This is a genomic window from Aquabacterium sp., assembly GCF_041909175.1.
In the GTDB taxonomy this organism is placed as follows: domain Bacteria; phylum Pseudomonadota; class Gammaproteobacteria; order Burkholderiales; family Burkholderiaceae_C; genus Aquabacterium.
The window spans coordinates 521,706-539,649 of the sequence record NZ_JAYRDZ010000001.1; the positions used below are offsets into that span (position 1 = coordinate 521,706).

16 protein-coding genes are annotated in these 17,944 nt (G+C 63.2%); 10 read left to right on the forward strand and 6 right to left on the reverse strand.

Features of this window, described 5'->3' with window-relative positions:
- Positions 1–191 precede the first annotated feature (191 nt).
- Positions 192–1,298 (forward strand): aminoglycoside phosphotransferase family protein, encoded by a 1,107-nt coding sequence (locus tag ACE3PH_RS02280; RefSeq protein ID WP_374316084.1) that lies wholly within the window; start codon positions 192–194, stop codon positions 1,296–1,298.
- 59 nt (positions 1,299–1,357) lie between these two features.
- Positions 1,358–2,851, forward strand: a complete 1,494-nt coding sequence (locus tag ACE3PH_RS02285; RefSeq protein ID WP_374316086.1) for a DEAD/DEAH box helicase — start codon at positions 1,358–1,360, stop codon at positions 2,849–2,851.
- Positions 2,852–2,893: 42 nt separating this feature from the next.
- On the opposite strand, the gene ACE3PH_RS02290 is transcribed toward ACE3PH_RS02285, so the two are convergent.
- The 4 genes from ACE3PH_RS02290 to ACE3PH_RS02305 are packed head-to-tail and all read right to left on the reverse strand — an operon-like array spanning position 2,894 to position 7,534.
- On the reverse strand, positions 2,894–3,694 hold the full coding sequence (locus ACE3PH_RS02290; RefSeq protein ID WP_374316088.1) for a transglycosylase domain-containing protein: 801 nt from the start codon (positions 3,692–3,694) through the stop codon (positions 2,894–2,896).
- The gene (gene aroE, locus ACE3PH_RS02295) at positions 3,694–4,575 is read right to left on the reverse strand and encodes a shikimate dehydrogenase (RefSeq protein WP_374316090.1); all 882 of its coding nucleotides are present in this window, start codon (positions 4,573–4,575) and stop codon (positions 3,694–3,696) included. Before aroE ends, ACE3PH_RS02290 begins: the two co-directional genes overlap by 1 nt.
- Entirely contained in the window at positions 4,572–5,468 is an 897-nt protein-coding gene (locus ACE3PH_RS02300; RefSeq protein WP_374316092.1) for an energy transducer TonB, read from the reverse strand. Before ACE3PH_RS02300 ends, aroE begins: the two co-directional genes overlap by 4 nt.
- Positions 5,469–5,476: 8 nt before the next feature.
- Positions 5,477–7,534, reverse strand: a complete 2,058-nt coding sequence (locus ACE3PH_RS02305) for a ribonuclease catalytic domain-containing protein (protein WP_374316094.1) — start codon at positions 7,532–7,534, stop codon at positions 5,477–5,479.
- A 241-nt stretch (positions 7,535–7,775) separates the two neighbouring features.
- Between ACE3PH_RS02305 and ACE3PH_RS02310 the strand changes: the two genes are divergently transcribed.
- Positions 7,776–8,069, forward strand: coding sequence for a PEP-CTERM sorting domain-containing protein (locus ACE3PH_RS02310; RefSeq protein WP_374316096.1), 294 nt, complete (start codon positions 7,776–7,778; stop codon positions 8,067–8,069).
- Between the two features lie 115 nt (positions 8,070–8,184).
- A complete protein-coding gene (locus ACE3PH_RS02315) occupies positions 8,185–8,730 on the forward strand; it encodes a GNAT family N-acetyltransferase (protein WP_374316098.1) in 546 nt (181 codons plus the stop codon).
- Here ACE3PH_RS02315 and ACE3PH_RS02320 read toward each other — a convergent pair.
- Positions 8,690–9,307 (reverse strand): YqiA/YcfP family alpha/beta fold hydrolase, encoded by a 618-nt coding sequence (locus ACE3PH_RS02320; protein ID WP_374316100.1) that lies wholly within the window; start codon positions 9,305–9,307, stop codon positions 8,690–8,692. The two genes, ACE3PH_RS02315 and ACE3PH_RS02320, sit on opposite strands and share 41 nt — an antisense overlap.
- Before the next feature lie 110 nt (positions 9,308–9,417).
- Between ACE3PH_RS02320 and ACE3PH_RS02325 the strand changes: the two genes are divergently transcribed.
- From ACE3PH_RS02325 to ACE3PH_RS02335, 3 genes are all read left to right on the forward strand, one after another.
- On the forward strand, positions 9,418–10,224 hold the full coding sequence (locus ACE3PH_RS02325) for a LuxR C-terminal-related transcriptional regulator (protein ID WP_374316102.1): 807 nt from the start codon (positions 9,418–9,420) through the stop codon (positions 10,222–10,224).
- A gap of 71 nt (positions 10,225–10,295) precedes the next feature.
- Positions 10,296–10,616 carry a DUF1840 domain-containing protein gene (locus ACE3PH_RS02330; protein WP_374316104.1) on the forward strand — a complete coding sequence of 107 codons (321 nt, stop codon included), beginning with the start codon at positions 10,296–10,298 and terminating at the stop codon, positions 10,614–10,616.
- A gap of 56 nt (positions 10,617–10,672) precedes the next feature.
- A complete protein-coding gene (locus tag ACE3PH_RS02335; protein WP_374316106.1) occupies positions 10,673–11,335 on the forward strand; it encodes a histidine phosphatase family protein in 663 nt (220 codons plus the stop codon).
- 6 nt (positions 11,336–11,341) lie between these two features.
- Here the strand turns inward: ACE3PH_RS02335 and ACE3PH_RS02340 are convergent, their stop codons facing one another.
- Positions 11,342–11,977, reverse strand: coding sequence for a TetR family transcriptional regulator (locus ACE3PH_RS02340; protein ID WP_374316108.1), 636 nt, complete (start codon positions 11,975–11,977; stop codon positions 11,342–11,344).
- 131 nt (positions 11,978–12,108) lie between these two features.
- Here ACE3PH_RS02340 and ACE3PH_RS02345 point away from each other — a divergent pair, with 131 nt between their 5' ends.
- Genes ACE3PH_RS02345 through ACE3PH_RS02355 form a run of 3 tightly spaced genes read left to right on the forward strand, consistent with a single transcriptional unit; the run spans position 12,109 to position 17,942 of the window.
- Complete coding sequence (locus ACE3PH_RS02345) at positions 12,109–13,335, forward strand: efflux RND transporter periplasmic adaptor subunit (RefSeq protein WP_374316110.1); 1,227 nt, start codon at positions 12,109–12,111, stop codon at positions 13,333–13,335.
- A gap of 13 nt (positions 13,336–13,348) precedes the next feature.
- A complete protein-coding gene (locus tag ACE3PH_RS02350) occupies positions 13,349–16,486 on the forward strand; it encodes an efflux RND transporter permease subunit (protein WP_374316112.1) in 3,138 nt (1,045 codons plus the stop codon).
- Positions 16,479–17,942, forward strand: a complete 1,464-nt coding sequence (locus tag ACE3PH_RS02355) for an efflux transporter outer membrane subunit (RefSeq protein ID WP_374316114.1) — start codon at positions 16,479–16,481, stop codon at positions 17,940–17,942. The genes ACE3PH_RS02350 and ACE3PH_RS02355 overlap by 8 nt, the downstream gene beginning before the upstream one ends.
- The last annotated feature ends 2 nt before the right edge of the window (positions 17,943–17,944 follow it).

Here is a 17,944-nt window from a genome sequence, read left to right on the forward strand (position 1 = left end):
GGGTCGCCACAAGGGCGGCAGCGATGGCAACGGGGGTCCAGCTCAGGGACAAGGGGCGTACGGTGCGGCGGGTCACGGTGTCGGGCGGGCGCAGTCCTGGTAAAAGAGGGCAGCACCGCATGGGCGGCCTTGCCTACAATCGGCTGATTATTTCATGGGGCCGGCCCACTTCGCGCCGGATTGTTTCGGCAATGAGTGTTCCTTCTGCAACTTCTTCCAATTCTGAGCCCATCATCTGGGCAGATCCGGCCCGCGAGGCTGCTTTCCATGCCTGGCTGCATGGGTTGGCGCCTGTTCACGGGCTGGTGCCTGAATCTGTGCGCTCAGCCAGTGCCGACGCCAGTTTCCGTCGGTATTTCCGGGTGGATGCCCAGGGGGGGGCGACGGGGGCTTCGCGCATCATCATGGATGCGCCACCCCAGCACGAAAACTGCCATCCTTTTGTGACCATGGCTCGCCTGCTCCATGCCGGTGGCGTGCGGGTGCCGGAAGTGCTGGCCTGGGATGAAGCGCAGGGCTTCATGCTCCTGACCGACCTGGGGCACACCACGTTCCTGTCCACGCTCGATGTGGACCAGCCGCATCTGGCCGGCAATGTGACCCGATACCGGGCCGCCCTCGACGAGTTGATCGTGTTGCAGCGGGTGGCAGCACCGGCCGACCTGGCGCCCTATGGCGATGCCCTGCTTCAGCGTGAACTGGATCTGTTCCCCCAGTGGTACCTGACCCAGTTGCGTGGACTGAAGCTGTCGGACGATCAGCTGACGATGCTGGACAACACCTTTGCACTGATCAAATCGCAGGTGCTGGCCCAGCCGGTGGCGCTGGTGCACCGCGACTACCACAGCCGCAATCTGATGGTCGACCCGGACGACGCCTCGGCTCGCCCAGGCGTGCTCGATTTTCAGGATGCCGTGGTGGGCCCGCTGACCTATGATCTGGTTTCGCTGCTGCGTGATGCCTACGTGATGTGGGATGAGGATGTGCAGATCGACTACGCCGTGCGCTATTGGGAGCGCGCCCGCAAGGCTGGCTTGCCGGTAGACGCCGACTTTGGCGCTTTCTGGCGCGATGTCGAGTGGATGGGGCTGCAGCGCCACCTGAAAGTGCTGGGTATTTTTGCCCGTCTGGCCATTCGCGACGGCAAGCGCGGCTACCTGAACGACATCCCCCGCGTCTGGACGTATGCCCACAAAGTGTGCGCTCGCTATCAAGGCCTGGGCCCGCTGCTGCGCCTGTTGGAGCAGGCCGAGGCGGCCAACGGGGGTGTCCAGACCCAGGTCGGATACACCTTCTGAGCACGCTGTTTTTCTGAACCTGCGCAAAAATGCAGCAACAAGCGGATAATCCGCACTCAATGAATTCACAATCTTCCACGCCGGCCGATACGGCCGCGCCGCTGCCCGAGGCAGCCGCCCCCGAGGCTCCCGCCCGATTCGACACCCTGCCCCTCGATCCCAAACTGTTGCGCGCGATCGAGGCACAGGGCTACGCCGCCATGACCCCGATCCAGGCCAAGGCCATTCCGGTGGTGCTGGCTGGGCGTGATGTCATGGGTGCGGCCCAGACCGGCACGGGCAAGACGGCCGCCTTCTCGATTCCGCTGCTGCAAAAGATGCTCAAGCACGAGAACGCGAGCATGTCGCCTGCGCGCCACCCTGTGCGTGCGGTGGTGCTGGCGCCCACGCGTGAGCTGGCCGATCAGGTGGCCAACAACGTCAAGGCATACGCCAAGCAGACCAATCTGCGCGTGGCAGTGGTGTTCGGCGGCATCGACATGAAGCCCCAGACCGCCGAGCTCAAGGGTGGGGTCGAGGTGCTGATTGCCACGCCGGGCCGCCTGCTGGACCACATCGAGGCCAAGAACTGCAACCTGTCGCAAGTCGAGTACGTGGTGCTCGATGAGGCAGACCGCATGCTCGACATCGGTTTCCTGCCTGACCTGCAGCGCATCCTGAGCTACTTGCCCAAGCAACGTCAGACCCTGCTGTTCTCTGCCACGTTCTCGCCAGAAATCAAGAAGCTGGCTGGGAGCTACCTGCAGGATCCGATCCTGGTCGAAGTGGCCCGCCCCAATGCCACGGCATCGACGGTGGAGCAACGCTTTTACAAGGTCGACGAAGATGACAAGCGCGCGACCATCCGTCAGATCATCCGCGACCGCGACATCAAGCAGTGCATCGTCTTCGTCAATTCGAAGCTCGGTGCGGGGCGCCTGGCGCGTGCATTCGAGCGCGATGGCCTGAAGACCGCAGCACTGCACGGTGACAAATCCCAGGATGAGCGCCTGAAGTCGTTGGACGCCTTCAAGAAGGGCGATGTCGAGGTGCTCGTGGCCACCGACGTGGCGGCGCGGGGCATTGACATCGCGGCGTTGCCGGCGGTGTTCAACTTCGACATTCCTTTCAATGCGGAAGACTATGTGCACCGCATCGGCCGGACGGGCCGCGCTGGCGCCAGTGGTCTGGCCGTGTCGTTGGTGACCGGCTCTGATACCCGCTTGATGGCCGATATCGAAAAGCTCATCAAGAAGAAGCCCGAGGTCGAGCCGTTTGAAGTGATGCGTCGTCCCCGTCGCGACAGCCGTGGCGATGACCCGCGTGAACAGGCTTATGGTGAGGAGAGCCGCGCACCGCGTGCGGCGCGGCCGGCCATGCCCGTGCGCCGTCAGGCCCCTGCGGACCCGTTCTTTGACAAGCCCTATGAGCCGGCCTCAGATGCCGACCCCACCTGGGACAAGAAGATCGAGCCGACGCCTGGGGGCGCTGCTGGTTCGGGTCTGTCGCGTTTCATCAAGCCCAAGCGCAAGGTGGCTGCCTTGCTGGGTGGTAGCGGCACGACCCGGCGCTGATCGGCTGAGTGCGTGGGGCACCTGTGATGCCCCCGCTGGTGCTCAGGGAATCTCGACGCTGCCCATGCGTGCGGCGATCATGCCGGAGCGCCCCAGGATATAGCCGGAGCCCGGGTTTTGCTCGAAGCGCTTGGGCGCCGGCAACATCACGGCCAGGCGAGCCGCCTGCATCGCACCCAACTGGCTCGCATCCACATGGAAGTAGTGGCGTGCAGCTGCCTGCGCGCCAAACACACCTTCGCCCCATTCGACATTGTTGAGGTAGATGTCGAGGATGCGGTCCTTGCTCAGCAGACCCTCCAGCATGAAGGTGATGACGAACTCCTGGCCTTTGCGGATGAAGTTGCGCTCACTGCTGAGGAACAGGTTCTTGGCCAATTGCTGCGTGATCGTGGAACCGCCGACCACCTTGGCGGCGGCTTGCTGGGTGGCCGTGGGTGGTTCGGGCGGCTTGCGGCCGCGTTTCCTGGCGCGCTCCACAGCCCGCTCATAGCGTGCCTGGGCCTGGTCCTTGATCTTGTCGACTTTCGCCTGGGCCAGGCTGTTGCGGCGCCAGGCACTTTCCAGTGCGTCCCATTCGACACCATGGTGATCGACAAAATTCGCGTCCTCCGAGGCGATCACCGCGCGGCGGAGGTTGTCGGAGATCTGACTGCCCGGGCGCCACTCCTGAGCCCAGGGCAGGCGACCACTTGAAAACAGGATGCGCACGGCTTCGCTGCGCTGGAAGGTGGTCGATTGCGGGCCCAGTACCGCCATCATGCCGATTCGGCTCAGAAAATAGAGCTGCAAGGCCAGTCCGGCCAGCACCACCAGGGTGATGAGTCGTCCGATCCGTCCCATCAGTGGGTCCCGTCAGGCAAGGCGTCTACTTCGGCGCGCAAGCTGGCCAGCACCGACGCGGTGTCGGGGCGGACACCACGCCATAGCGCGAAGCTTTCTGCTGCCTGCTCCACCAGCATGCCCAGGCCGTCACGGCCGTTGGCCCCTTGTGCCTGCGCCCAGCGCAGGAAGGGCCGGGCAGCGGGGCCGTACATCATGTCCAGAGCCAGCGCCCCCGCCTTGAGGACTGGGCCTTGCACCGGCACACCGCCGCCAGACAGGCTGGCGGCGGTGCCGTTGATCAACACGTCATAGCCGGTGCCGACATCGGCCAGCGTCGAGGCACGGAGCGCCACACCGTGTTCGTCAGCCCAGGCCTGGTGTCGCGCGACCAGGTCTTTGGCCTTGTCCACGGTTCGGTTGGCCACCACGATTTCAGCGGGGCGCGATTCGATCAAGGGGCCCAGTACACCCGCACTGGCCCCGCCTGCGCCCAGCAGCAACACCCGTTGGCCTGTCAGCGTCACGCCGGCATTGACGGTGATGTCGCGTACCAGGCCAGCCCCATCGGTGTTGTCGGCCAGCCAGCCGCCTTGGGCTGTGGGGTCGAATCGCAGCGTGTTGGCCGCCTGCGCCAGTTCGGCGCGACGCGTGCGGCGTGCCGCCAGCTCGAACGCTTCAAACTTGAATGGCACGGTCACGTTGCAGCCTTGGGCTCCGTCTGCGGCGAAGGCGCGGATGGTGGTGGCAAAACCATCCAGCGGGCACAGCAGCCGGCCATAGTCGACCGACTGGCCGGTGGCCTGAGCAAAGAGCGCATGGATGGCGGGCGAGCGGCTGTGCTCGACCGGGTTGCCTGCCACGGCATAGCGGGCGGGTGCAGCAAGGTCTGGGTGGGTCATGGTGCGGTCGACAGGCCGGTCGGGGCGGGTGCCTGGTTGGTGGCCTCCAGGCCGGCTTCCCGGGTGAAGCGGAAGCGTGAAGCAATCAACAGCAAATCGTGGCCGCTGCTGACTTCGGGTGGGATGTTGCCGTACGGTCCGGCTTGCTTGACGATGGAGCGCGCCAGCTTGTCGAGTGTCTTGTTGCCCGAGCTGCGCAGCACCACGGCCTCCACCACGTCACCCTTGCGGTTCAACCAGGTTTCCATGATCAGTTCGCCATACAGCTTTTGGCCATGGTAGGTCGGGAAATGTTCGGTCCCGGCGCGCTCGACGATGGTGCGGAAGTGGCTGTAATAGAGTGCATCGGCCGACTTCATGGTGGCCGGGCTCAGGTAGCGTTTCTTGGGCCGCGCGTTTTCTTCCCGGATGCGCTTGTCGATTTCAGCCAGCAGGTCAGTCAACTGCTTGCGGCGCTCTTCCTCGGCGCGGGCCTGGGCACTGTCGGTGCGAGGCTGTGCCTGTGGCGGCGGCAGGGCTGACAACTCCTTCTTGATCTGGGTGAGCAGCAACTGCTGTTCCGCCTGCATCTGCTCGATCATGCGCTGCGTTTCCTCCAGCGCATCACCTTGTTCCGTGTGTTGTGTGGGTGGGAGCGGGGAGGTGGCCCGGCCCGTGGTTTCTCCACCGCCCGCCAGATTCTGCTGCGCCAGGGCCTGAGGTTTGTCCGGCGCCTGTTCGCCTGCGGCATTGACCAGCACCACTTCCAGCGGGGTGTCCTTGAACACCCGGTTGAAGCCCTCCGGGTCGACAAACCGCACAGTCAGCAGGGCTGCATGCAGTCCCAGCGAAATGAGCAGTGCTGTTTGCAGCAGGGTCAGGTGGGTCAGCGCCGAGCGGATGCGTGTCAGCATGGCAGGGGTCAGGCCTCTGGGTTGGGTGTGGCAGGGGTGTCGGCGTCGGTGACGTCGATGGCGAGGGTCAATGGACCGGCATTGTCGAGTGCCTCATCGGCTTCGTCCGCTTCGGTGTCGCCTTCGACAGCCTGGGCTTCATCCAGGCGCGCCACGACGCTGGCATGCACGTCCAGGGTGAGCTCATCGACGCCGGTGACGCGCACACGCACACGGCTGTGGCGAGGCAGGTTGTCCGCACCGATGGCCTTGAACACCAGGGGCAGGGTGTCGGCGCGGACCAGGCCATTGATCATGACCGCACAGTCCAGTTCGGTGATCTGGTTCTGTGCCAGATAGCGCAGCGTCCAATAGCGCTCCATGCTTGACTGGAAGCCGTTGTAGGTGCTGTAAGCCCCGTCAAAGCCGGAGATGATGGAGAACAGCTCGGCGTCTTTCGGCTTGAACGGTGCGACCAGCGCTGCGGTGCGGCCATTGCGGGCGCAGGCCACGATCTGCCACTGGTTGACCAGGTCGACGTAGCGGCGCAGTGGCGAGGTGGCCCAGGTGTACTGCGCCACCCCCATGCCGGCGTGCGGCAAGGCCTTGGTGCCCATGCGCACCTTGATGCCGGGTTGCAGGCTGGCTTGGCTGCGGTAGATGCCGGGCACGCCCAGTTCGGCCAGCCAGCCACCCCAGGTGCTGTTGGCCAGGATCATGGCTTCGGCCACGATCAGATCCAGCGGCGCACCCCGTTGACGGGTGCCGATCACGACCTGTTCCGAGCCGGCGGGCTCGATGCCGTCGCTCATGGTGTTCTCGCCGCCGGCACCCAGCAGCTTGAAGGTGTAGTCTGGCCGGTTGAAGTTTTCAGGCTTGCCGCGCACGACTTCGCGCTGGGCTTTCAGATGGCGAGCTAGCCGGAAAGCGAAGGCCAGCTCGGCAGCGAAGGCGTACGAAGCCGGAGCCTCGCCAGTCAGGCTGGCTTCGGTGATGACGGTGTCCAACTGGTCGTGCCGCAGGTTGGCGGCAATGGGCACCCGTTCGAGTCGGGTTTCGCTGCTCTTGCGTTCCAGTGTGGCCTCGTCGAAGCTCACATAAAGGGAGACCGCCGGGCAGTCGCGTCCCTCCAGCAGGGTGTAGCGCTGCACCACCTCATCGGGCAGCATGGTGATCTTGTGCCCGGGCATGTAGACCGTCGAATAGCGGCCACGTGCCACCTGATCGACCGCACTGCCTGGCTGGATGGCGAGCCCCGGTGCTGCGATGTGGATGCCGTAGGTCACGGTGCCCGTGCCCAGTCCCTGCACTGACAAGGCGTCGTCGATCTCGGTGGTCATCGAGTCGTCGATCGAGAAGGCCTGCACGGAGGCCAGCGGCAACTCGTCCTTGATCGGGGGGGCTTCCAGGGGCGGGAAACCCGTTCCCTTCGGGAAATTTTCGAACAGGAATCGCTTCCAGTGGAACTGGTAGGGGCTGTCAATGGCGCCCGCGTCTTTCAGCAGGTCCAGCGGCGCACGTTGACTGCGCTTGGCAGCTTCGACCACCGCCTTGTATTCCGGACCATTTTTGTCCGGCTTGAACAGAATCTTGTAGAGCTGTTCGCGAATCGGTTGCGGACAGGCACCGGCGGCCAAGTCGGTTGCCCATTGTTCGATCTGCAGGGCCTGCTGTTTTTTGCGCTCGATGGCCAGCAGGGCCTGCTTGAGGATGTCTTCCGGCGCCTTGCGGAAGCGACCTTTGCCCCGGCGATGAAAGTAGTGCGGTGTCTCGAACAGGCGGATCAGCATGGCGGCGTGCTGGACAGCATCCGGGCTGGCGCCGAAATACTCGCTTGCCAGATCCTCGAAACCGAACTCATCGACCGGGGCGACCTCCCAGACGAGGTCCACGTCGATGTCGGCGGCCATGGCTGCACCTTGGGCCAGCACCTCGGCTGGCGCGGGCTTGGCGAACTTGATCAGCACGTTGGCGGTTTTCACCTTCACGCGCTTGCCGGAATCCAGCTCAATCTGCATGGAGCTGTCGGCTTCGGACATCACGCGGCCGGCCTGGAACTTGCCGGCGTCGTCAAAAAGGGCAAACATCAAATCTGAAAAGTCGAACGTTGGACCCCGATTCTCCCATTTCGGGCTGCATTCTGAGAGCCTGTGTCCGAACGCTGCGAAGAATCGCCACCTGGTAGGGTTTTGTATAATGAAATATACCTATGCCCCCCTTGGCTAGGGGGTGCGCGCCGTTTACCCGTTCAATATCATGAAGTTGCTCGCAGATGTTTTGTCTCGATTCCTGAGGCGTGCTGCATGGGGCATATGGCTGGGAGTTGCAATGAAGCGCACGATGTCTTTTGTATTGATGGCCGTTCTGTTGTCTAGCAGCGCTTTTGCCGCGGGCAAGAGTGACAATGGTCACGGCAACGCCGGGCAAGGTAACAATGCCGGTGGAAATGGACACGGCCAGCAAGTATCCTTTCAGCACATCAGTGATCAAGGCTTATCGCATGCCGGCCCGTACTCTGCGCCTATTCGCAGCACGGTGCCTGAGCCCGAGACTTATGCCTTGGCAATGGCAGGGCTTGGCGTTGTTGGTATCGCTGCATGGCGTCGCCGTCGGGCTCGCTGACCGATTCTTCGATCAAGCTCTGGTTTGAAGAGGGGCCGTTGGGCCCCTTTGTTTTTGGATCGGTGTCGACAGCATGTCGTTGTTGCCGCGTCAAATGTTCTCAGCAAGATTGATATTGCGGGAGCCTCGCCCAGGCGACGCCGAGCAGGTCTTTGCGGGCTATGGCGCACGGGCCGACGTGCTGCGCTTTCTGGATTGGCCGGTTCAGGTGTCGGTTGAGGAAACCCGGCGCTTGCTGAGCTATGAAACCCACCGATGGCTCAAGGGGGTGGCCTGGGTCTGGATGCTCACGTGCCGCACGTCGGGGCAGGTCATCGGGCAGATTGAACTCAAGCCGGCCAGCCTGCCTGCGGAGACGTCCCATGTCATGCGCCTGGGTTATGTACTGAGCCCGACAAGACAGGGGCAGGGTCTCATGCAAGAGGCCGTGGAGGTGGTTCTGGCGCAGGCCTGGGCGGTGCTGCCCCACGTCTGGCGTATGGAGGCCTGGTGCGATGTCGACAATGAACCCTCGGCAAGGCTGTTGGGCCGCGCGGGTTTTGTCCGTGAGGGGCTGGCCCGACGTGCACTATCGCACCCGCATGCGGCGCCTCACCCACGCGATGCCTGGCTCTATGCCTTTACCCGAGATCAGCTTGCGGCGTCATCCTCAGCCACCTGAGCACGGTGGGCAGGTGTGACGCGAAGTCGGTGACCGCGTGGTCCGATCCTTCCACGAGGGCGATGTCAGCCCCTTGGTAGCTGGCTCGCATCTCGCGCCAGTCGAGTACTTCGTCGCCTGTTGTGATCAGTGCGTGGTAACGATCAGCGTGACGGATGGGGTAGGGGGCCAGTGCGCGAAATTCATCAATGAATTCGGCGCGGAAGAAGAACGTGTCGGTCGGGTCGTGAAACTGGCTTTGCTGCCCGATGTGCTTTGCCAGATCTCGGGCGGGGGCCACTGCCGGGTTGATGACCACCGCCTCGCAGCCAGTGAGCTCGGCCACCCAGGTTGCATAGAAGCCGCCGAGTGACGAGCCCACCACCATCATGCTGTCGACGGGCCAGCCGGCGATCAGCGACCTGATGTTTGTTGCGGCCTGTGCCGGCGAGGGCGGCAGTTGGGGGCAGACCCACTGCGGAGCGCGCTCGCCCAGTTGCTGCGGCGACACCGCGTGGGCCAGCATCCGGGCCTTGGTCGAGTGAGGCGATGACCGGAATCCGTGAAGGTAGAGCAGGTGGGTCAGGGCGGGGCGCATGGTGACAAAGCAGGAGTGCCAGGGTCCGTATGGTGCACCACTAAGCGTCAATAAACCGTCACGCCTTCTGGCTAGAGTCGCCCAGACTCCTCACCCAGGGTGCCCCTATCATGCTTCAGCCTGTTCCTGCCCCTTCCGAGAGCCTGGTTCGGGTTCTTGAAGCCGGACTCCAGGTCCGCCGCCGGCCGCAGTTTTTCATCTGGACGCAAGGCGATCTGCAGCGCTGGGTTCCGCATGCCTTGATGGTCTGTGGCGTCTTTGACCATCAACAGGGCGAGATGGTCATGGATGTGTTCAACAGCGTGCCGCTGGCAGAGTCCCTCGTTGACGCCTTGCGGCAATTCCATTCCCCACTGATGGGACACCTCCGCATGGTGCAGGGGCAGGCAAATGGCCGCCCCGCCAGGGTGCCGGTGCGGGCTCTGGTGGAGTTCGATCCCCGTGCGGAAAGGCTGAGGCAGGCCGGTTTCGAAGAGTTGATGATCCATGGGTTGCACCGCGCCGGCTTGCCGGATGAGGCCGAGTGCCTGTTCATCGTGGCGCGCCCAGGCCACGGGTACACATCCGAAGCGGTCACGGCTTTTGACATGCTGTTGCCGTCCTTGCAGCGCACCAGCCTTCACGTACTGGATACCGAGCGTGACATGGCGCCGGCCAGATACCCGATGGTGGGGCGCGAGGCGGCCGCCCGTCCCGCATCCATCACCGCGAGAGAGCGAGAGATTTTGCTGTGGGTGCGCAATGGCTTGAGCAATCATCAGATTGCTACCAAGCTGGGCATCAGCGCCTTGACGGTGAAAAACCACGTGCAGAAGATCTTGCGCAAACTGGGTGCGGCCAACCGCGCGCAGGCCGTGGCGAAAGCCATGAGCATGCGGGTCGTAGGGGGCGTGCCGGAAGCCGGGTTGCCTTCATGAGCGCGCCCTTGTGCAGGCTATTGCAGCCGCCCTTGATCGGTTCACAATGTGAAGCAAATGGAGGTGTTGCAATGGCTGTGAAGTTCAAGTCCAAGGTCACCGGCGACTTGCTGATGTTGACGTCTCACGCGGAGGCACTGATGCGTGTCATCGGGCGTGAGCCGTCGGTGCGCGGCATCCTGCAGCCCGAGGACATGCCCGCGGCGCTTGCCGCCTTGAGGGCGCTGCCGACAGAAGAAGAGACACCGCCTGAACCGGATGAGGACGGGCAGGCGCCTGCGTCACCGTCATTCGCGGATGAGCATGTCAGTTTGCGTCAGCGGGCCTGGCCCTTGATCCAGATGATCGAGCGGGCTCAGGCGGGTGGCGCGTCGATCGTCTGGGGCGTCTGAGCACCACAATCCCCTGGTGGTTGTGCGGTGCAGCATGAATGCGGCATCATGTCGTCATGAGCGAGCACATCACACGCATTCTGGCCATCCGTCATGGCGAGACCGCCTGGAATCAGGACGGTCGTATTCAGGGCCATATCGATATCCCCCTCAATGACACCGGGCGATGGCAAGCCCAGCGTATGGCTGAGGCGGTGGCGGATGAGGGGGTTGATGTGCTGTATGCGAGCGACCTGAGTCGGGCCTTTGATACAGCCCATGCCATCGCAGATGTCACTGGTTTGCCGTTGACGGCCGAGCCCGGTTTGCGTGAGCGTCGCTTTGGGCGGTTCGAGGGCATGACCCAACTGGAAGTGTCCTCCCGCTGGCCGGAAGACGGTCGACGCTGGCGGGAGCGCGACCCAGCCTATGCGCCTGAAGGTGGCGAGACCTTGCAGGACTTCTATGACCGGTGCGTGGCGACGGCCACGCGGTTGGCCAGTCTGCATCCCGGCCAGACCGTGGCCCTGGTGGCCCATGGCGGCGTGCTTGACTGCTTCTACCGTGCAGCCAATCGGGTAGCCTTGAATGTGCCGCGCACCTGGGTGATTTCCAACGCCAGCATCAATCGTCTGCTTTACAGCCCGGAGGGGTTCAGCTTGCTCAGTTGGGCAGATGTGCGCCACCTTGAGTCAGGCGGGCTTGATGAAAGCACGGACGGGGTTCTGGCGCCTGCCTGACGCCGCTTAGTCGATGTCGGGCGTGGGGGCGTCTCGGGTCAGTCCCGCCAGGAAGGCGTCAATCGACTTGGCCGCGACTGCCTGGAGGTTGAACTGGTCAGGGTCGAGCATCCAGATGTTGAGCAGGCCGCTCATCAGGGCCATCAAGCCCAGCCCGGTGGTCTTGGGCGTCACGTTGGGGCCAACCTGCCCGAGTGCTCGGGCGCGCCGGATGGCGCCTTCAATGAATCGCCGCTTGTTGCCCAGTGCCTGCAGGTGCCGCTCCTTGGCGGCCGTCATCTCGTTGATGTATTCAATCTTCTGTGTTGCGATGTCGAAGACCCGTCGCATTTGAGGGTCATTCACGACGCGGCTCATCGTGTAGAGCAAATTTTTCCGAATATCTTGCAGGGGATGGAGGCTGCTGCGGTCCGTTGCGCGTTGCAGCGCTTCCTCCAGTGGCAGGGTCGTGCGCCGCATCATCGCGTTGAACAACTCGCCCTTGTCCTTGAAGTGCCAGTAGAGCGCCCCGCGTGTGAGCCCGGCCTGCTGAGCAATGTCCTGCAGCGACGTGCCCGATACGCCGCGGTCGGCAAACAGCAACTCGGCTGCATCGAGCAGCCGTTCGCGTGTCAGTTGCGCGTCTTCCTTGGTGCGCCGCATGGCCCGTCCTGCCTGAGTAATGTGAAGTCTTTGAATGCTTCGGGGAATTATCACAGATCGTTCTGCATACATACACGAATGTATGTAAACTGAAATCAATTGTTGATGTATCAAGTTTGAAGAGGTAGCGCATGGCCGTTCGGAACAAGGGTTGGTCGCAGACGCATTGGGGTCTGTTTACCGCAGTGGGTGCAGCAGTGGTGTTGGCTGCGTGCGGGCAGAAGGACGGTGCGGCGCCAACGGCCGGAGGCGCGCCCGCCATGCCGCCCGCGCAGGTTGGTGTCATCGTGGTGCACAAGCAAGCGGTGCCGGTCATCAACGAACTGCCCGGCCGGCTGGAGGCCTTCCGTGTAGCGCAGGTTCGTGCACGTGTAGCGGGTGTGGTTCAGCGCCGCCTGTTTGTCGAGGGGTCCGACGTGAAGCAGGGGCAATCGCTGTTTCAGATTGATCCGACTGCCTACAAGGCAGCGCTGGACAGTGCGCAGGCCGCCCAGGTGAAGGCCGAGGCCAACCTGGCCCAGGCCGCTGCGCTGGTTGAGCGATATCAGCCTTTGCGCGCTGCAAAGGCCATCAGCCCCCAAGAGTTCCTCAACGCCGAGGTGGCTGCCCGCCAGGCCTCAGCTGATGTGGCGTCTGCCAAGGCATCGGTCCAGACCGCGCGGCTGAACCTGGGCTATGCCTCGGTCGAGTCGCCCATCTCTGGTCGAATTGGTCGAGCCTTGGTGACGGAAGGCGCGCTGGTCGGTCAAGGTGAGGTCACCCAGTTGGCCACGGTCCAACAGATCGATCCCCTCTATGTGAACTTCACGCAGTCGGCCAACGAGGTGCTTCGGCTCAAGAAGGCCATGGAGTCCGGACAGATCAAGCGTATTGGCCAGGGTGCAGCGGCGGTGCGCGTGGTGCTCGATGATGGCAGCGAGTTCCCTCAGCAGGGCAAGCTGTTGTTCTCTGATCTGAGTGTGGACGCCACGTCGGGCCAGGTCTCTCTGCGTGCAGAGTTGCCCAACCCCAAGGGTTTGCTGCTGCCAGGCATGTACGTGCGCGTGCGCATCGAGCAGGCTGAGGTAGATGGGGGCATGTTGGTGCCTCAGCAGGCAGTCACCCGCTCCAGCCGTGGTGACACCGTGATGGTGGTCGATGCGCAGGGCATGGTCTCTCCTCGCCCGGTGAAGCTGGGTGGTGCACGAGGCAACCAGTGGGTGGTACTCGGCGGCCTCAATGATGGCGAGCAAGTGATGGTCGATGGCTTCCAGAAGATGATGAATCCGAAGGCGCCCGTGAAGGCCGTGCCGTGGACACCGCCATCTGCGTCTGCGCCGGTGGCGGCCGCGTCGGCTGCTTCTGCCGCATCGCGCTGAGAGGAGCCGGTTCATGCCACGGTTTTTCATTGAGAGACCCATCTTTGCGTGGGTCATTGCCATCTTTATCCTGATCTTCGGCGGGGTGGCCATCACCCAGTTGCCGATTTCGCAGTACCCCACGGTGGCGCCGCCCTCCGTGGTGATCACGGCCACCTACCCTGGTGCGTCTGCCAAGACACTGGATGACAGCGTCATCAGCGTCATCGAGCAGGAGCTCAATGGCTCGCCGGGTCTGGCCTATATGGAGTCGGTCAGCCAGGCCAATGGCACGGGCACGATCACCGTGACCTTCGAGACAGGCACCAACATCGACATGGCTCAGGTGGACGTTCAAAACCGCCTGTCGCGTGCCACGCCCCGATTGCCCTCGGCGGTGACCCAACAGGGCGTGAAGGTCGACAAGTCGCGCAGCAATGTGTTGATGTTCGTGATGCTGTCCTCGAAGGACCCGGCTTACGATCCGGTGGCGTTGGGCGACTATGCCTCGCGCAACATCCTGCCTGAATTGCAGCGCGTCAAGGGCGTCGGCCAGGTCACCCTGTTTGGTACCGAGCGGGCCATGCGGGTGTGGGTGGATCCGGCCAAGCTCGTGTCCTACGGCTTGAGTGTGGCCGACGTCAACAACGCCATCAAGGCGCAAAACGTCCTGGTTCCTGGTGGTGCGCTGGGCGACCGCCCGAACTTCACCGATCAGACCATGACGGCCACGGTCATCGTGCAGGGCCAGATGGAAAACGTCGAGCAGTTCGGCAACCTGGTGCTGCGCGCCAAGACCGATGGCTCGACCGTGCGGCTCAAGGACGTGGCCCGGCTGGAACTGGGCGCTCAGACCTATGGCACCTATGCCCGTCTCAATGGCAAACCTGCTTTGGGCATGAGCATCCAGTTGTCACCCACGGGTAACGCACTGGAGACCGCCAAGCTGGTCAAGGCGCGCATGGTGGAGCTGCAGAAGTACTTCCCGAAGGCCGTGTCCTACTCCTTCCCGTATGACACGTCGGGCTTCATCGAGATCTCCATCAGTCAGGTGGTCGAAACCCTGGTGGAAGCCGTGATCCTGGTGTTCCTGGTGATGTACCTGTTCCTGCAGAACATCCGCTATACCCTGGTCCCGACGCTGGTGGTGCCGGTGGCCTTGCTGGGCACCTTTGGTGTGATGCTGGCCGCGGGCTTCTCGATCAACGTGCTGACCATGTTCGGCATGGTGCTGGCCATCGGCATCCTGGTGGACGATGCCATCGTGGTGGTGGAAAACGTCGAGCGGCTGATGGCTGAAGAAGGCCTGTCGCCGTACGAGGCCACCAAGAAAGCCATGACCCAGATCAGTGGGGCCATCGTCGGCATCACCGTGGTGTTGGTGTCGGTGTTCATCCCGATGGCTTTCTTTGCCGGGTCGGTTGGCAACATCTATCGCCAGTTCTCGATGGCCATGGTGTCGTCGATGCTCTTCTCGGCGTTCCTGGCACTGTCGCTCACCCCGGCCTTGTGCGCCACCCTGCTCAAGCCGGTGCCCGATGACCACCATGAAAAGGGTGGGTTCTTCGGTGCGTTCAACCGCTTTTTCAAGTCCACCACCCATGGGTACGAAGGCCTGGCGTCGAAGCTGGTGCACCGTGGCGGCCGTGTTCTGATCCTGTACGCGGTGATCGTCGGTGTCGTAGGCTGGCTCTACATGCGCATGCCGGGTGCCTTCCTGCCGAGTGAAGACCAGGGCAACCTGATCGTCAACGTCCAGTTGCCGCCGGGTGCCACGGCACCTCGAACCGAGGCAGTGATCTCGCAGGTCGAAGACTATTTCCGCAAGCAGCCTGAGGTGCAGGATGTGGTCGGCGTAGTGGGCTTCAGCTTCTCCGGCACGGGCCAGAACGCCGCGCTGGCATTCGTCACCTTGAAGGACTTCGAGGAGCGCAAGGGTGCCGAGCATTCCTCTCAGGCGCTGGCCAAGCGTGCCTTTGGTGCTTTGATGAGCGTGCGTGACGCCTTCATCTATCCGCTGAACCCGCCGCCGATCCGCGAGTTGGGCAATGCCACCGGCTTCTCGGTGCGCTTGCAGGACCGTGGTGGCCTGGGGCATGACGCCTTGCTGGCTGCGCGCAACCAGTTGCTGGGCATGCTCTCCAAGAGCAAGGTGGTGACGGGGGTGCGTCCCGACGGTCTGGAAGATGCGCCGCAGTTGCAGCTCGATATCGACCGTGACAAGGCCTATGCCCTGGGGGTGAGCTTTGACACCATCAGTTCGACCCTGTCGACCGCCCTGGGTTCGTCTTATGTGAACGACTTCCCCAACCAGGCGCGCATGCAGCGGGTGGTGGTGCAGGCCGACACGCAGGCGCGGATGCAGGCTGACCAGGTACTGCAGATCAATGTGACCAACAGCGCTGGTCAGAACATCCCGCTGTCGGCCTTCGTCAGTGCACGCTGGGTGACAGGGCAGATGCAGGCGGTTCGCTATAACGGCTACCCCGCCATGCGTCTGGCTGGTGACGCTGCCGCCGGTTACAGCACGGGCCAGGCCATGGCTGAAGTCGAGGCCCTGGCTGCCAAACTGCCGGCCGGCATTGGTATCGAGTGGACTGGGCTGTCTCGTGAAGAGCAGCTCGCGGGTTCCGAAGCGTCCATCCTGTTGACCTTCTCCCTGCTGGCGGTTTTCCTCTGTCTGGCTGCCTTGTATGAAAGCTGGTCGATCCCGTTCGCGGTGATGCTGGTGGTGCCGCTGGGGGTGTTGGGCTCGCTGCTGGGTGCCACCTTGCGTGACATGCCCAACGATGTCTTCTTCAAGGTCGGTCTGATCACGATCATCGGTCTGTCGGCCAAGAACGCCATCCTGATCATCGAATTCGCACGAGAGCTCCAGCAAAAGGGCATGGGTCTGGTCGAGGCCACCCTGCAGGCCTGTCACCTGCGCTTCCGTCCCATCATCATGACCTCGGTCGCCTTCATCCTCGGTGTTCTGCCGCTGGTGGTGGCCACCGGCGCGGGCTCTGCCAGCCAGCGTGCTATCGGTACCGGTGTGATGAGCGGCATGATCGCAGCGACGGTGCTGGCCGTGTTCTTCGTGCCTGTGTTCTTTGTGGTGGTCCGCAAGTGGCTCTCCAGAGACAAGGTCAAGCCCGCTTCGACCGATTCGGTGGAGGCAACCCATGAATAAATCCATGACATCCCTGTCCCTGCGCCTCTCGGTCGTGCTGCTGGCCAGCACGCTGGGCGCGTGCTCCCTGATCCCAACGTACGAGCGTCCGGTGGCGCCGGTGGAAGCGGCCTGGCCACAAGCGCAGGCGGCATCAGCCGTAGCCGATGCGCCTGCGATGAACTGGCAGCAGTACTACCCGGACCCTCGGCTGCAGGGCCTGATCCGCCAGGCGCTGGCAGACAACCGCGACATGCGGGTTGCCATCCTCAACATCGAACAGCTGCGAGCTCAGTATCGTGTGACCCGTGCCGATGAGTTCCCCACCGTCAACGGTGCGGCGTCCCATTCGCGTGGCACCTCGAGCTATGCCCCTTACAACGTGGGTACGGTGGCGTCGATCGGTCTGTCTGTGCCGGCATATGAGCTTGATTTCTTCGGCCGTGTGCGTGCCCTGACGGATGTCGCTGCAGCACAGTTGCTGTCGACGGAAGAAGCACGCAAGGTCACGCAGATCAGCCTCATCTCATCGGTCGCCACGCAGTACTACACCGTGTGGGCCGATCGCTGGCAGCTGATGCTGGCAGAGCGCACGCTCAAGGCGCGCAAGGGTAGCCTGGACCTGTCTCAGATGAAGTTCGATTCCGGCGTTCTCAATGAGCTGGATCTGCGCAGTGCCCAGTCCTCATACGAGACGGCCCGCATCAGCGTGGAGCAGGCTCGTCGCCAGCTGGATCAGGATCTCAATGGCCTGACCTTGCTGGTCGGCGGCACCGTCCCTGCAGACCTGTTGCCACCGGCGCCCATGGTGGCCGAGATGGACAGCCCGAAGGATCTGGCCAGCCAGCTGGGCGATGGTTCCTTGTGGCCGGTGTTGAGTGCGGTGCCCGTCGGTGCGCCGTCTGATGTGTTGCTCAAGCGCCCTGACGTGGCTCAGGCCGAGCAAACGCTGATTGCGGCCAATGCCAATATTGGCGCGGCGCGCGCGGCCATGTTCCCTCGCATCAGCCTGACGGCCACGGCCGGTGTGGCCAGCGATGCCTTGTCCAATCTGTTCAGCGACAACCACAACGCATGGAGTCTGGTGCCCTCGTTGAGTGTGCCCATCTTTGACATGGGGCGCACCCAGGCCGGCATCGACTCGGCCAAGGTCAAGAAAGACATCGCGGTGGCGCAGTACGAGAAGACGCTGCAAAGCGCCTTCCGTGAAGTGGCCAATGCCCTGGTTGCACGCAAGACCTACACCGACCAGCTCGACGCGCAGCAGGCGCAGACCGCAGCCGAGGCGGCGCGCTACAAGCTCTCCTTGTTGCGCTATGACTCGGGCGTGGCCAACCAGCTCGACCTGCTGGATGCGCAGCGCAGTCTGTTTTCTGCCCAGCAGTCGCTGATTTCTGCACAGCTCTCGCGTCAGTTGGCCCATGTCAGCCTCTACGCTGCGCTGGGTGGCGGTTGGGACGCGTCCGGCACCCACTGACC